We start from the raw sequence: 14,556 nt of genomic DNA, 5'->3' as shown, positions 1-14,556 counted from the left end.
CACGCCGCCGCGACCAATCTCCACGATCCGGTCATTCGCGTCGCGCGTTCTGCGCCGGTTCATCTTGCAATCACTACGTTCACGCAGGGATCCGAGCACCTTGACGGCGGTCGGATACAGATTGATGGATATTGAAGTGACATATCTTCGTGCAAATGCGCGGGCCGGCTTCCTCGCAATCCTTTCTGCTGTCGCGACGATCGCCCTGGGCTACCCTTCCCTCGCCGCCGATCCCAAGCCCGATGCCGTCGTCAAGAACAGGAACATCGACGCGCGAATCTTCCTCGACGACAACATCAAGGCCGATGCTGCACTCGCCGCCGATTGCCTCGCCGAAGGCAAGAAGTGGCTCGACAAGAACGCCGCCGAAGCTGCCGCCTCGCGCAAGCAGGATCCGCAATTCTTCAGGGATGGCGGCTGGGATTTCGAGCGCAAATATTCGATCCGCTCGGTGGTTGGCGACCGCTATATCAGCGTCCTGCGCGACGACTACATGGATACCCACGGCGCCCATCCCAATTCGGACGTGAATACGATCTTTGGGACAAGGCCGAGAACAAGCGGATCTCGATCCGGCCGTTCTTCACCGAGACCGCCGACAATGGCCCGACCATGAAGGCGATGGTGAAAGCCGTGATCGCCTCGCTGAAGATCGAGAAGAAGAAGCGCGACAGCAGCGAGACCGCGACCGAGGAATGGTTCAAAGACCTCACACCTAGCCTGCTCAAGATCGGCGCCGTGACGCTCGCGCCATCGACCGAAACAGGCAGGAGTTCCGGCCTCACCTTCCACTACCCGCCCTATGCGGTCGGCCCCTACGCCGAGGGCCAATATGTCGCGTTCGTCCCGTGGGAGAGCCTGAAGCCCTTCCTTGCGCCGGAGGGGACACGCATTTTCGGCGGCGCGCGACCAAAGGGCGACTCTGACGAACAGCCATGAGCTCCGACGAAACCCGTTGCTCATGGCGCCGCGGAGCGGCCGCCTGCGACATCCGTACAAGGCCGCGTAAAATGGCGGCTTGACACCAGCCCGATTCCCGAGGGCGCCGCCAGGTTCATCGATGCCAGGGATCACCCGCCGGGTTTTTGCGGCTTCTTCTGTGGCCGCCGCCGCGTCCACTCTGTTCACGCCCGCACGCGCGCAGGTCTATCCGGCACGGCCGGTGAGTTTGATCGTGCCCTGGGGCGCGGGCGGCGGCTCGGATGCAACGGCGCGCATCATCGCCACGCTGCTGGAGAAGGAGCTCGGCCAGCCGTTCAACGTCGTCAATCTCACCGGCGGATCCGGCGTCGTTGGCCATGGCGAGATCGCAACCGCGCGGCCGGACGGCTACACCATCGGGATGCTGACCGTCGAAATCGCGATGCTGCATTGGCAAGCCATGACGCATTTGACGCCGCGGAACTTCACTCCGTTGGCGCTGATGAACGAAGACCCGCCCGGCGTCCAGGTCTCCACCTCCTCGCCATACAAGAGTGCGAAAGATCTCGTGAATGCCATCAAGGCTTCGCCCCCGGGACGGTTCAGGGCATCAGGCACGGGACAAGGCGGCATCTGGCATCTCGCGCTGGTCGGCTGGATGCAGGCGATGGGAATGCCGGCAAATCAAGTCGCCTGGTCGGCGTCGAACGGCGCCGCACCCGCCATGCAGGATCTCGTCGCGGGCAACCTCGATCTCACCACCTGCTCGGTGCCTGAGGCGCGCGCCACCATCGAGGCCAGTCAGGCGCGAAGTCTTGCGATCATGGCGCACGCGCGCAATCCGAGCTTCCCGGACGTCCCGACGCTGAAAGAGACGCTCGGCGTCGACTATTCCACCAGCTCCTGGCGCGGCATTGCCGCTCCCAAGGGCGTGTCCCCGGAAATCGTCACCAGGCTCACCACGGCCTTGAAGAAAGTCTCCGACTCCTCCGCGTTCAAGGACTTCATGACCGGACGCGGTTTCGGCACGGTGTGGCGCGATGCCGGCGAGTTCGAGACCTTCATGGAGCAGGCGGATCGCCAGATGGGTCAGGCCATGAGGGCGGCCGGTTTTGCCAAGTCCTGAATGACGAAGGCCTGCTGGCCCCTCGCCTGCCTGCTTCCGCCGTTGTAAAGCAGGGCATGGTTGAGAAGAAGACGCCTATGGACATTCCCGGCCTCGCTCGCGACTTGCGCGCCGGCCATCGCGCGGCGCTGGCGCGAGCCATCACGCTGGTCGAGAGCCGGCGCAATGACCATCAGGCGCTGGCGCGCGAGCTGGTACAGATGCTGCTGCCGGACACCGGCAAGGCGGTTCGCGTCGGCATCACCGGCTCGCCCGGCGTCGGCAAATCCACCACGATCGATGCGCTCGGGACCTATCTGATCGAGCAGGGCCACAAGGTCGCCGTGCTCGCAGTCGATCCGTCCTCCGCGCGCAGCGGCGGCTCGATCCTCGGCGACAAGACACGGATGGCACGATTGTCGGCGTCCAACGACGCGTTCATCCGCCCGTCGCCGTCGTCTGGCACGCTCGGCGGCGTCGCCGCCAAGACGCGCGAGGCGATGCTTTTGTGCGAGGCGGCCGGCTTCGATGTCGTGCTGGTGGAGACCGTCGGCATCGGCCAGTCGGAGACTGCGGTCTGCGACATGACCGATTTCTTTCTCGCGCTGATGTTGCCTGGGGGCGGCGACGAGCTGCAGGGCATCAAGAAGGGCCTGGTCGAGCTCGCCGACATGATTGCGATCAACAAGGCCGATGGCGACAATCTCAAACGCGCCAACATCACCGCCGCCGACTATCGCGGCGCGCTGCATATCCTGACGCCACGGTCGGAGCATTGGCATCCGCCTGTCGTCACCTATTCGGCGCTGGCCGGCACCGGTATCGCCGAACTCTGGCAGAAGGTTTTGGATCACCGCAAGGCAATGAACGCGTGCGGCGAGTTCGCCGCGCGCCGGCGTTACCAGCAGGTCAAGTGGATGTGGTCAATGCTGGAGCAGCGCATGCTGACGCGGCTGCGCAGCGAGGCATCGGTACGGACCAAGGTCCGCAAGATCGAGACCGAAGTTGCCGATGGCCATCTCGCGCCGGCGCTCGCCGCCGAGGAGATCATGAAGCTTCTGCAATGAAGCCGCTTCACCCCTCGCCGGCGGGGGAGAGGTGAAGCGAAGTCCAACTCGCGATGACCTAACTGATCTGCCCGGCCAGCACTTTCGAGACGAAGCGCGCGGTTGCTTCGCCGACCTCCTGAGGCGCCTCCTCCTGCAGGAAGTGCGATCCCTTCACCAGGACGGTCTCCTGGTTGGGCCATGCCCTGCAGAACTCGCGCTGAGCGCCGATCAGGAAGCCTGCCGGCTCGGCATCGATGAACAGCTTCGGGATCCGGTTCTTCGACATCCAATCCGCATAGGCCTCGACGATCGCGATCACATCGGCAGGCTCGCCCTCAATCGGCAATTCGCGCGTCCAGGTTAGCATCGGCTGGCGGCTCGGACCGGGATTGCGGAAATAGCGGCGATAGACCTCCAGCGCCTCCGGCGCGATATGGCGCAGCGGCAGGAGATATTCGATGAACAGGTTCTTCTGCAGGATCATGTCTTCGCCTTGCGGACTCCGTTGCGCCTGGAAGAAGGCGCGCGTCGCGTCGGGCCATTCGGCCCAGGAACGGAACGGGCGCACGATGCCCTCCATGTAGACGATCGCTTTGACCCTCTCGGGATGACGATGGGCCCAGTGAAAGCCGAGCGCCGAACCCCAATCGTGCACGACAAGGATCACGTTCCTGCTCAGCCCCATCGCATCGAACCAGGCGTCGAGATAGCGCTGGTGATCGACGAAGCGATAGGAGCCCTTCGGTGCAACGCCCGAATTCCCCATGCCGACATAGTCCGGCGCGAGGCAACGGCCGTACGGCAGCAGATGCGGGATGATGTCGCGCCACAGATAAGACGGCGTCGGATTGCCGTGCAGGAACACGATCGGGTCGCCGGTTCCGACGTCGACATAGGCCATCTGCGTATCGAGCACTTCGATGTATTTCCGGTAAGTGACTTCCTCGGTGGAGATCGGGGGATGGTTGACGTGCAACATGATGAAACTCCGTTCTCTGTCTTGCACACCAGTAAACGATCTATACCTGTTACTTGTTTCAACCGGTAAACAAGATTAAATGGTGTTCCATGTCGAAGGAATCGCGCAAGTTCCATGTGCCGGATGCGCTGGCGAATCTCTACGATTTCGCCAATACGCTGGATCTGCGGCACTTCACCCATCGCGGCGTCCAGCATCAGCAGGCGGACGCGTTGCAAGATCCCGCCGCGCTCGGCGAGTGGATGCGTCAGCATGGGCTGATCGAACGTGCTGCGCCATCGCAGAAGACATTCGAGGCGGCGTTGCGACTGCGCGCCGCGATCCGTGACTACCTCAAATGCGAGCCCACGGAGCGTCATCGCAAACCGGCCGTCACCGCCCCTCTCAATGCCGCGATGGAGCCGTTTGCACTGCGTGTCGCCACGATCGGCAAGGATGGTTTCGCGCTCCGGCCGGTGATGAGCGATGCGCAAGCGGGGCTGTCGGCGATCGTCGCCGAATTGTACGACGCGGCGTCGGCCGGCATGCTCGGGCGGCTGAAGATGTGCGCCGCCGACGAGTGCCAGCGGGTGTTTTTCGATCGCTCGAAGCCCGGCACACGGCGCTGGTGCCAAACCACCCTGTGCGGCAATCGGGAAAAGACGCGGACCTACCGCGAACGCCACCGGCACGATCCCACATCGGAGTCCTGACCACCTGCGCGCTTGGAAGTCGGCTGGTCCCGGTGTTTACTGGATGCCAGCGTCCCGGCAGGATCGAGAGGATCACATCCATTGTCCGATAAGCTCCGCATTCTCCTCACCGGGTTCGGACCGTTTCCGGGTGCGCCGCATAATCCGACCCAACCGCTGGTGGCACGGCTGGCGCGGCTGCGCCGTCCCGCGCTGGACGGTGTCGAGCTATCGCAGCATATCTTTCCGGTGACCTACGCCGCAGTCGACCGGCAATTGCCGGAGGTGCTGGCAAAGGTGAAGCCGGATGCGCTGCTGATGTTCGGCCTCGCCGCGCGCACGCCGTACCTGCGCATCGAGAGCCGCGCACGCAACGCCGTCACCATGCTGTGGCCCGATGCCGCCAACACCCGCTCGAGCAAGCGCGGCATTGCCGGTCACGCCGACGCCATGACGTTCGGCCCACACACGGCAAGGCTGCTGCGCGCCGCGCGCCTCACCGGCATCGATGCGCGGCCCTCGCGCGATGCGGGGGCCTATCTCTGCAACTACTTAAGCTGGCGCGCGATCGAGAACGTGAGGGTTGGCGGGCCGCGGCTGGCGGCGTTCGTCCACATTCCCCTGCTCACGCGTAGCGGCGCCGCGCGGCGCAAGGGCGCCCCGCGGATCACACTTGAGGAGCTGGTGGATGCGGGCGAAGCGATGCTGATGGAGATGGTGCAGCTGGCAAGGAAGGCGCGGAACACGCACACCTTGCGGTAAACATTTAACCCTACCGCGAACATTCCTCACGGTCCCGCACGCCCTGCGCTACCTAACCTTCTGCGGACACTCCCGCGTCCGCCGGAGGACCCGTCATGGACCTCAATCGCCGTCATCTCATCGGAGCTTCGACCGCCGGCATCGCCGGCGCGCTCGCCATGCCTGTAGACGCTGCCCGCGGGGCGCCGCTGACGTCGCTGCTCGGCCGCGATGCGACCCAATATGGCGTACGAGCCGGCAGCAACGAGGATCAGACCCGCGCGGTGCAGCGGGCGATCGACGCGACGGCCCGCGCGCAGGTGCCGCTGGCACTTCCGCCTGGTGTCTACCGCACCGGACTATTGCGATTGCCTGATGGTGCTCAGCTGATCGGCGTGCGCGGCGCGACGAAGCTCGTCTTCACTGGCGGAGCGTCCGCGATCCAGAGCGATGGCTCTGATGCGATCGGCCTCACCGGTCTCACCTTCGAGGGCGGCGGCATTCCGCTGCCGACACGGCGCGGGCTGATCCATGTGCTCGGCGGCCGCGATGTCCGCATCACCGATTGCGAGATCACCGCATCCGGCGGCAGCGGGATCTGGCTGGAGCAGGTCTCCGGCGATATCTCCGGCAACATCTTGACCAACACCGCCGTGACCGCCGTGGTCTCGTTCGATGCCAGGGGCCTCAGCGTGTCCCGCAACACCATTGTCGGCACCAGCGACAACGGCGTCGAGATCCTGCGCACGGCCATTGGCGACGACGGCACGCTGGTCGCGGACAACCGCATCGAGGATATCAAGGCGGGCCCGGGCGGCTCCGGCCAGTACGGCAACGCCATCAACGCCTTCCGGGCCGGCAACGTGATCGTGCGCGGCAACCGCATCAAGAATTGCGATTACTCAGCCGTGCGCGGCAACTCGGCCTCCAACATCCACATATCGGGCAACAGCATCAGCGACGTGCGCGAGGTCGCGCTCTATTCCGAGTTTGCGTTCGAAGCCGCGGTGATCGCCAACAACACCGTGGACGGCGCCGCGGTCGGCGTCTCCGTCTGCAATTTCAACGAAGGCGGCCGCCTTGCGGTGGTCCAGGGCAACATCATCCGCAATTTGATCCCGAAGCGGCCGATCGGCACCGCGCCTGACGACGATGCCGGCATCGGCATCTATGTCGAGGCCGACACCTCCGTCACGGGCAATGTGATCGAGAATGCGCCGTCCTACGGCATCGTCGCCGGCTGGGGCAAATATCTGCGCGACGTGGCGATCACGGGCAACGTGATCCGCAAGGCGCTCGCCGGAATCGGCATCTCCGTCGTACCCGGCGCCGGCACCGCCCTCGTCAACAACAACATGATCTCGGAAACCCCGCGCGGCGCCGTGGTCGGCCTTGACCATGCACGGGCCGTGACCTCCGACCTGACGGCGGACGGTGCGCAACGTTTCGCGCAGGTGATGGTCGGCGGAAATGCTGTGCGGCAGTAGGCAGGCGGTCAGCAGCTGGGCTGTTCATCCTTCGAGGCTCTCCATGGGACGCGCTGCGTCCCATGCTTCGCACCTCAGGTGATAGGTCGGAGAGGACGCGGACGCCTTAGCGGCGTTTAGAACGTATTCCGCAGCAAGGGGTACTTCGCCTCGATGCCGTCGAGGCTGAAGGTGAATTCGACCACGCGCTCGGGAGCCGCGACGATTTCATCGGCAGGCGGCGAGAACGTCTGAAGGAAGGACGCGATCGACGGCGCGGCTGGCGCCAGCGGAGCCGCCGGCGCCGCCATCCGCCCGGCCGGCGCCGCCCGAGTGACCGGCGCTATCGGTGCGATCGGCGCCTCGACGATTTCGGCCAGCACGTCCGGCTTCGGCTCGAGCCTGACCGGAACGGCGCTCTCGGGCGCGATGTGCACGGCCTTTGGCTGCACAGTCTGAGCCTGCACAGTCTGAGCCTGCACAGTCTCGGCCTGATCGCGCGGAAACACGCGCGGCATCGTCGCCGGCGACCAGCCGAATGCCGAGGTCACGCTCGCGGCGGCCGCGGCGACGTCCCCACCGGTTGCAAGTGCGCGCCAGGTTTCGACCGCACGTTTGGCTTCCTGGATGTTTTCGAGGAAGGCGAGCTCGGAGTGGTAGCGGCGCCAGCGTCCGGTCTCGAACATTTCGGAGAGATGCTGCAGCCGCTGCTCGGCAAGAGCACACCAACGTGCAGCGATGTCGCGACCTGCAGCCGCGGCACGAACCGACTCTTGGCGATGTGTCATAAATAAGCCCGTTTGGAGAAAACACGGACGCGACGCAACGCACACGAATCAATTTAGAAGCGACATGAATATTTTGTGGAAAAGATTTGACTTGTCCAGCAACGACACGGCTCTCGTCAAAAAACTCCGTAGTCGTGCGGACTTTTAAGAGGTTTGCGAGTCAAGCTTCGCACAAGCATAGCGGGCTTGCCGCGCGGCGCTGCCGAGTCCCGACAACGATCACACCTGCGGGCTCAACCGAAAGCTGATCTCACACGACGTTCCAGAAATCAGATGCCCGAAAAGAAAAGACCCGTCCGGGGGGACAACCGGACGGGTCAAGCCATATGGGCGCTTGGGGTGGATGGGCGCTCGCGCCTGATATGACTGATGGGGAGGGATGACCGCTCCCACATAATTTGGTCGTGACAGCTGGCTGAACGTTCAAAAGCGGCGTTCGATTTTTTAACGTTTGACCCGCGCGCAATGTTGTCGCAGGCGCTAGCGCGCCGCCGGTCTATCTACCTGAGAAATCGTGGATTTATCGTCCGCACTGGATAGCGAGGGCTGTTCGATCGCGCGCACACCGGGGTCCTCGCGGCGCTTCTCGGCGTCTTCACGTTTAGTTGTACCTGATGAAGATGCGAGCGGCGTCGCGCTGTCGGCTGGAACGGCCGACACCGCGGCAAACGCATCGACCTCGCCGTCGCCGTAGAGATCGTCACGCCCGGGGGAACCGAGGTCACGCGCGGTTTTTGCCAGCGTCATGCGCAGCGCTTCCGGCGTCAAGGCGTAGTTGCGCTCGAGCAGCAGTGCCGCAACGCCGGAGACATAGGCGGCCGAGAACGAGGTGCCAGACGTCATCTGGTATTTGCCGTCCGGCGCCGGCAGGAAGATGTCGACCCCGGGCGCAGCCAGCGCGATGTAGTTGCCGCGGTTGGAGGCGGTGAACAGCCTGTCCTGCTGATCGGTCGCGCTGACCGCGATCACGTTGGGATTGGCGGCGGGGTAGAGCGGCGGCGATTTGGCGCCGGCATTGCCGGCGGCCGCAATCAGCACCAGGCCCCGGCCGGCGGTTGCCGCGATCGCGCGCTCGATCACCGCGTCCTTCGGACCAGCAAAGCTCATGTTGACGATCTGGGCGCCGTGCTCGGCGGCATAATTGAGCGAGCGCAGGATGATGTAGGACGAGCTCTCGGCGCTGCCGGTGGTACCGCCGAAGGCCCTGATGGCGATGATGCGTGCTTCCGGCGCGCTGCCCATCAGCTTCGCATGCGCCACGATGACGCCTGCAATGCCGGTGCCGTGGATATGGGTCCCCTCGCCGCTGCCGAGCGCGTCGAAACTGTCGGCAATCGAATTGGCGAGTTCGGGATGCCCGGCATCGATCCCGGAATCGATCACTGCGATGGTGACGTTGGTGCCATGCGCCAGCGTGTGCGCCTGCGGCAGGCGCAGCTTCGACAGCGCGTATTGCGCCGGATCGCCTTCGCTCGGCACAGGCGGCTTCTGATCCTGAAGCAGATAGCGGAAGTTCGGCTGCAGCGAGCGCACGCTGCCGTCGGCGGCGAATTCGCGCCGCACCGTCTCATAGGGCCGGCCGTCGGTAATGCGAAACAGGCCGACCGTGGCTCCGATGAGCAGGAAATTCTCTGACGAAACGCGGGTCAAGCCGTGACGTCGGGCGAGCTCGTCGGCTTCGGTCGGTGATAGCGCGCTGTCGATCTCGGCGACGAATTCGTTGGCGAAGCTGCGCGCGTCGATGGTGGCGGGCGTATTGTTTCCTCGTCCTTTACCGGTGCTCTTCTTGGCCGATTTGCCGGATCCGGAGCCGCCGCCGCTTGGCTGTCCGAGGCACTCGCCGTCGGCATCGCGATAGGGCGCGGAGCACGCCGGATAGAGGTTCGGCGAGTAGTGCACATAGGGCTGAACCAGGTTCGGCGCCATTCGCGCGGTGATATGAGCCGTCGGCGGCGTCACGCGCGGACCGCGATCGACGTTCATGGCGCGTGCCGCGACGTTCGGCGATATCGTTGGCGTGCGCGAGGGAACGCTGATCGTGGGCGTTCGCATGATCGCCTGGGCGTGCGCCACCTCGATACCAAGGCAGGCGGCCAGCAGGAGCGCAGCTCCGACCGACGAAGCATGAGCCCCGGCTCGCAACTGACTCTCGGACTTGCGCGTCATGGGTGCAGAGGCGGGTTTAAGGCGACGCCACGGCGAGGTTGACGAACTTCTCGCGCTGCATCCTGCCGAGCAGCGCGGTGAGCTCTTCCTGGCTCATCGCCTTGTCGAACTGGAGGCGGAACATGCCGCCTTTGGCATCGCCGATGATCGAGGCCTGGTAGCTGTCGAGCAGCGCGGTGATGTCGGCAACGCGCGCCTCGGGCGAGAAACGCACCAGCGCCCGCGAAGGAGCAGCTATCCCGAGCTCGCGCGTGACCGGCGTACCGGTCGAGAGCGATGCGGTCTGGAACGTCGCTGTCTGGGTCTTCATCAGCACGGCGCCGATGATGCCGGCCTGCAGCAGCAGCGCTATGGCGCCCAAGCTCGCCGACCAGGCCAGTGTGCGCGGCGAAAGGCTCGAGAAGAACGTCGCAACACGAGCCGACAGCGGCAGCGCGCCCGTCGTGCGCGCCGGCTCGGCGTCGATCGCAGCAAACAGCTTCTGCATCGCGCGGGCCGAGGGAGCACCCAGGCTCTCGTTCAGGTGGATGGTCTCTTCGTATTCGCCGCGTATCACCGCATATTGTTTTGCAAGCTCCGGATCGCTGGCGAGCGCTTCCTCGACGCGGCGGGCATCACGTGCGTTCAGCGTGCCGGCGGCGTGCCAAGGCAGCAGCATCTCGATCTCACTGGGCTCTTGCTCCAGCATCTTCTTGCTCAATGCCATCATGGCCAGCCTCGCTCAACGCCGGCTGCCTTCAGCAGTTCGGCCAATTTCTTGCGCGCATAGAACAGGCGCGTCTTTACCGTGTTCTCCGGGATGCCGACGATTTCGGCTACCTCTTCCACTGACTTCTCGTGGTAGTAGACGAGGTCGACGATTTCCCGATGGTCCGCCGAGAGGCCCGTCAGACACTCCCGCAACGCTTCACTGGTATCCTTCTTCTGCACCACCGTTTCGGGATCATCGGATTGGTCCTCGATCGCGTTGGCGGCTTCGTCGTCCAGCTCAAAATCCTTTCGGCGCCGAAGCGCAGACAGGGCCTTGAATCGGGTGATGGCCAGGAGCCAGGTGGAGACAGCGGACCGCCCCTCGAACTTGCCGGCCTGACGCCAAACGTCGAGAAACACCTCACTGATGAGGTCTTCCGCCGTCTGCTCGTCCCGCACGAGCCTGAGCCCGAATCTGTAGACCCTGACATGGTGCCGCCCGTACAGCACCTGCATGGCGAGCCGGTCACCTTGGGCGATCCTGGCGATGAGGACCTCGTCCGTAGCCGCCTGTGTCACGCTCAAAGGCCGTCTCGCAAAGTTGGTCGGGTCGATGCGGGGGACGGTTCGACGGGAGGTGCAAAATTGTTCAATCTACCGCGGTCATACGGGGACCTGTGTGATCTACCCCACATGCGCGCGGTTCCCTTGTCCCACCCTCGGTCCGCGGCTTTTCTCCGGAACGGTAACATAATATGGAAACACTCTCTTCGGACTGGACCGTGGGCCGGAACAGACGGCTCCATCGAGCCGGTCCATAACACGCCCTTGCACCTTATGTCGCACGGCGCCGGCTTTGGTCCGCGATATCGCCTGCGATGCCTAACTGGCTGCAAAATTCCGCGCCGCCGAAGACCCCTCACGGGCGCAGTGTCCCCTTCGGATTCGGTTCGAAAAGGATACCAAACCTAAAGGCTTGCCACGTAGATTTTTTCGACTGACATCCACCATTGGCGGGACCATGAGCACGGCCGCGACGTCCTTTCCGGAGCGGAATGCCGCTGAGGTGGCGGATATCGTGCTCGCGTCCGATGCCGCGTCCCCGGACGTGCGCGCGCGACGGATACGGCAGCGCCGCCAGATGTATGTCGGCCAGGTCGCAAGCTATTCGCTCGGCGCCTCGGTGCTGCTGCTTTACGCCTTCGACGGCGCCGTCTCGACCAATGTTCCGACGCTGTTCTGGTTCGGGGGCCTGCTGATCATCGGCACCTTCACGGTGCTGTCGGAAGCCGGCGTCGGCGACAGGTTTGCCGACCACTATCTGAGCGTCTTCCAGATCTCGGCGCATATGGCGCTGCAATTCGTGTTCCTGGTGTCGGTGCCGACCCTCGGGATCGCCTTTTTGGCGGTGCTGTTCCTGATCTTCGCATTCGGCACACTGCGCATGACTTCGCGGCAGGCGATGATCACCTGGGGGCTCGCCACCTGCGGGCTCGCCTTCGTGTTCCTGGGCTCGGACCTGCCGATCGGGCTACCGGTTGCGAGCCGCCTCGAGCGCGCCGCTTCGATGCTATGCTTCGCGTTGGTGATCGGGCAGTGCGCCTTCCTCGGCCTGTTCGGCGCCACGTTGCGCAAGATCCTTTACCGGCGCAGCAACGAGCTGAAGGCCGCCTATCGGCGCATCGAGGAGCTCGCCGAGCTCGACGAGCTGACCGGCTCCTATAACCGCCGCTGCATCATGCGGCTTCTCGATCTGGAGATGGAGAAGTCGCGTCAGAACGGCAGCCCTTGCGCCATCGCGCTGATCGACCTCGACTGGTTCAAGCGCATCAACGACGTCTACGGTCATCCCGTTGGGGACGAGGTACTGCGGACCTTCGCCCTCACCATCTTCGCCAACATCCGGCCCGACGACCGCTTCGGCCGCTATGGCGGCGAGGAGTTTCTGCTGCTGCTGCCGGGCACCACGAGCGAGGCCGCATCGCGTATGCTCGACCGGCTGCGCAGCATCGTCGCCGAGCTCGACTGGAGCGCATTCTCGCCCGGCATGAGCGTGACGATTTCCGCCGGCGTCGTGATGCTGCGCGACGTTGATACTGCCGACACGTTCCTCGCGCGCGCCGACAGCGCGCTCTATTCCGCCAAGGCGCAAGGGCGCAACCGCATTGCCACGGGCTGACCACTTCAATTGCCGCCGGCGCGTGAGAAGACGGCGCCGGACTGAACGCTCCAGGACAGGGCTATGAGATCCAGATCCGTCAAATCACCCGCAAATTTGCTCGAGGAATTGCAGACCGCGCTCGCGCACGGCACCGTCGCGCGCCGGGTCGAGACGCTGCGCCGCATCACCGATCTCTTTGTTGGCAACGCGGTGGATTACTCCGACGACCATATCCGCGTGTTCGACGACGTCTTCCAATGCCTGATCGAGCAGATCGAAACATCGGCAAAGGTGCTGCTCGCCGATCGGCTCGCGCCGATCAACACCGCACCGCCCCAGATCATCCGCACGCTCGCGCGCGACGACGTTATCGAAGTCGCCGGCCCCGTGCTGTCCAGGTCGGAGCGGTTGGAAGAGATGACCCTGATCGAGATCGCGCGCAACAAGAGTCAGGCCCATCTCAAGGCGATCTCGTTGCGGCGGGTGCTGTCGGAGGCGCTGACCGATGTGCTGGTGACTCGCGGTGATCAAGACGTGGTGCAGTCGACCGTCAGCAATCCGGGCGCGAGGCTCTCCGAGGATAGCCTCGCCGATCTCGTCAACCGCGCCGAGCGTGACGACGACCTCGCCGCTTGCATAGGCCTGCGGCCCGACCTGCCGCGCCACCATTATCTGAAGCTGGTCGCCCGGGCGTCCATGAGCGTGCGCAGGAAGCTGCAGGCCGCCCACCCCGAACTTGCCGACGAGGTGTCGAGCGTGGTCCAGGAGGCGGCGCAGCGGGTCCGTACCGCCGCCATGACCCGGCAGACCGAGATGGCACGCGCGCTGGTAAAGTCGCTTCACGACGACGGCCGTCTCGACGAGTTCCAGATCACGACCTTCGCCGAACAGGGCAAGTTCGACGAGACCAACGCAGGCCTCGCGGCGCTGGCCGGCGTCGCGGTCGAGACTGCCGAGAATATTATGGTCGAGAGCCGCACCGAGGGCGTCATGATCCTCGCCAAGGTCGCCGGCATGCAATGGTCGAGCGTGCGCGCGATCATCGCCATGCGCGAAAAGCTCTCGGGCGGCTCGCAGACCGACATGCTGTCGCTGCGCGATACCTATGAGGCCTTGCGCAGCTCCACCGCGCAGCAGGTGCTGCGCTTCCATCGCATGCAGAACACGACGCCGGCGGCCTAATACCGCAACACCCTCGACCCAACCGCCGCGCCGATCGCCGTCACGACCGCGGTCGCGATCGTGTACCAGGTTGCGACGAACAACGGCGAATCGTCGGTGCAGTGCGAGGCGTAGAGCGTGGCGGCAAGCCCGGCCGACAGCAGGCCGGCGAGTGCGCCGGCAAGTGCCGGCCGCGACGGCGCGCCGTGGCGCAGGCCGAACAGGGCGCCGGCAAGAAGTGGCAGCGACATTGCGGGGATCGCCGACAAGCAGGCCCGTGAGTTCTTGCCGACGAGCCGCATCGTCATCGGCATGGCCGGCGCCATCATCGCCTCGCTGCCGATGGCAACCGCAAGCAGTCCGACGGGCAGCAGCAGGAGCCAGCCCCAGCCGCGCATCAAGGCCTCGGGCCGCGACAGATGCAGGCTGATGATGATCGCGGGGATCGCGAGCGATAGCGTGACCGCGAACTTCATATCGAAGAACGGATTATGCATGGCGCTCATCACGTCCGAGCGCACGCCCAGGAATGTCGCGAAAATCAGGATCGACAACGGCGCGGCGACCAGCAGTCCCGTGGTCAGCAGCACACCGACGCGCGGGGCGCGATGGGTATTGTCGGCCGCGAGCGTGCGGATGAGTTGATCGGTGTCCATGA

13 protein-coding genes and 1 pseudogene are annotated in these 14,556 nt (G+C 64.6%); 8 read left to right on the top strand and 6 right to left on the bottom strand.

Annotated elements, in window-relative coordinates; all coding sequences use genetic code 11:
* Positions 1 to 124: 124 nt before the first annotated feature.
* The 3 genes and pseudogenes from BM374_RS22045 to meaB all read left to right on the top strand — a co-directional run bounded on the left by BM374_RS22045 (position 125) and on the right by meaB (position 3,093).
* Positions 125 to 939: pseudogene (locus BM374_RS22045) on the top strand (RsiV family protein).
* Between the two features lie 121 nt (positions 940 to 1,060).
* Positions 1,061 to 2,047 (top strand): tripartite tricarboxylate transporter substrate binding protein, encoded by a 987-nt coding sequence (locus tag BM374_RS22040; protein ID WP_092296390.1) that lies wholly within the window; start codon positions 1,061 to 1,063, stop codon positions 2,045 to 2,047.
* Between the two features lie 56 nt (positions 2,048 to 2,103).
* Entirely contained in the window at positions 2,104 to 3,093 is a 990-nt protein-coding gene (gene meaB, locus BM374_RS22035) for a methylmalonyl Co-A mutase-associated GTPase MeaB (RefSeq protein ID WP_092296387.1), read from the top strand.
* 58 nt (positions 3,094 to 3,151) lie between these two features.
* Here meaB and BM374_RS22030 read toward each other — a convergent pair whose 3' ends face one another.
* Positions 3,152 to 4,054: a haloalkane dehalogenase gene (locus BM374_RS22030; protein ID WP_092296384.1), complete on the bottom strand. Its 903-nt coding sequence runs from the start codon at positions 4,052 to 4,054 to the stop codon at positions 3,152 to 3,154.
* A 116-nt stretch (positions 4,055 to 4,170) separates the two neighbouring features.
* On the opposite strand from BM374_RS22030, the gene BM374_RS22025 reads away from it, so the two are divergent.
* From BM374_RS22025 to BM374_RS22015, 3 genes are all read left to right on the top strand, one after another.
* Positions 4,171 to 4,746: a CGNR zinc finger domain-containing protein gene (locus BM374_RS22025; RefSeq protein WP_244552658.1), complete on the top strand. Its 576-nt coding sequence runs from the start codon at positions 4,171 to 4,173 to the stop codon at positions 4,744 to 4,746.
* An 81-nt stretch (positions 4,747 to 4,827) separates the two neighbouring features.
* Positions 4,828 to 5,487, top strand: a complete 660-nt coding sequence (locus BM374_RS22020) for a pyroglutamyl-peptidase I (RefSeq protein WP_092296378.1) — start codon at positions 4,828 to 4,830, stop codon at positions 5,485 to 5,487.
* 95 nt (positions 5,488 to 5,582) lie between these two features.
* The gene (locus BM374_RS22015) at positions 5,583 to 6,953 is read left to right on the top strand and encodes a TIGR03808 family TAT-translocated repetitive protein (RefSeq protein ID WP_092296375.1); all 1,371 of its coding nucleotides are present in this window, start codon (positions 5,583 to 5,585) and stop codon (positions 6,951 to 6,953) included.
* Between the two features lie 116 nt (positions 6,954 to 7,069).
* On the opposite strand, the gene BM374_RS22010 is transcribed toward BM374_RS22015, so the two are convergent.
* From BM374_RS22010 to BM374_RS21995, 4 genes are all read right to left on the bottom strand, one after another.
* The gene (locus BM374_RS22010; RefSeq protein ID WP_092296369.1) at positions 7,070 to 7,720 is read right to left on the bottom strand and encodes a TIGR03809 family protein; all 651 of its coding nucleotides are present in this window, start codon (positions 7,718 to 7,720) and stop codon (positions 7,070 to 7,072) included.
* 480 nt (positions 7,721 to 8,200) lie between these two features.
* Positions 8,201 to 9,886 (bottom strand): S8 family serine peptidase, encoded by a 1,686-nt coding sequence (locus tag BM374_RS22005; RefSeq protein WP_092296366.1) that lies wholly within the window; start codon positions 9,884 to 9,886, stop codon positions 8,201 to 8,203.
* Positions 9,887 to 9,902: 16 nt separating this feature from the next.
* Complete coding sequence (locus BM374_RS22000) at positions 9,903 to 10,595, bottom strand: hypothetical protein (protein WP_092296363.1); 693 nt, start codon at positions 10,593 to 10,595, stop codon at positions 9,903 to 9,905.
* Complete coding sequence (locus BM374_RS21995) at positions 10,592 to 11,161, bottom strand: sigma-70 family RNA polymerase sigma factor (RefSeq protein ID WP_177248452.1); 570 nt, start codon at positions 11,159 to 11,161, stop codon at positions 10,592 to 10,594. The genes BM374_RS22000 and BM374_RS21995 overlap by 4 nt, the downstream gene beginning before the upstream one ends.
* 436 nt (positions 11,162 to 11,597) lie before the next feature.
* On the opposite strand from BM374_RS21995, the gene BM374_RS21990 reads away from it, so the two are divergent.
* Positions 11,598 to 12,755: a GGDEF domain-containing protein gene (locus BM374_RS21990; protein ID WP_092296360.1), complete on the top strand. Its 1,158-nt coding sequence runs from the start codon at positions 11,598 to 11,600 to the stop codon at positions 12,753 to 12,755.
* 63 nt (positions 12,756 to 12,818) lie between these two features.
* Positions 12,819 to 13,919 (top strand): DUF2336 domain-containing protein, encoded by a 1,101-nt coding sequence (locus BM374_RS21985; protein WP_092296357.1) that lies wholly within the window; start codon positions 12,819 to 12,821, stop codon positions 13,917 to 13,919.
* On the opposite strand, the gene BM374_RS21980 is transcribed toward BM374_RS21985, so the two are convergent.
* Positions 13,916 to 14,554: an NrsF family protein gene (locus tag BM374_RS21980; RefSeq protein ID WP_092296354.1), complete on the bottom strand. Its 639-nt coding sequence runs from the start codon at positions 14,552 to 14,554 to the stop codon at positions 13,916 to 13,918. The two genes, BM374_RS21985 and BM374_RS21980, sit on opposite strands and share 4 nt — an antisense overlap.
* Between the last annotated feature and the right edge of the window lie 2 nt (positions 14,555 to 14,556).

The organism is Bradyrhizobium sp. Ghvi (genome assembly GCF_900115265.1).
Taxonomy (GTDB): Bacteria; Pseudomonadota; Alphaproteobacteria; order Rhizobiales; family Xanthobacteraceae; genus Bradyrhizobium.
The sequence above is the reverse complement of the archived record's forward strand: the minus strand, read 5'-3'. Positions and strand labels throughout refer to the sequence as shown.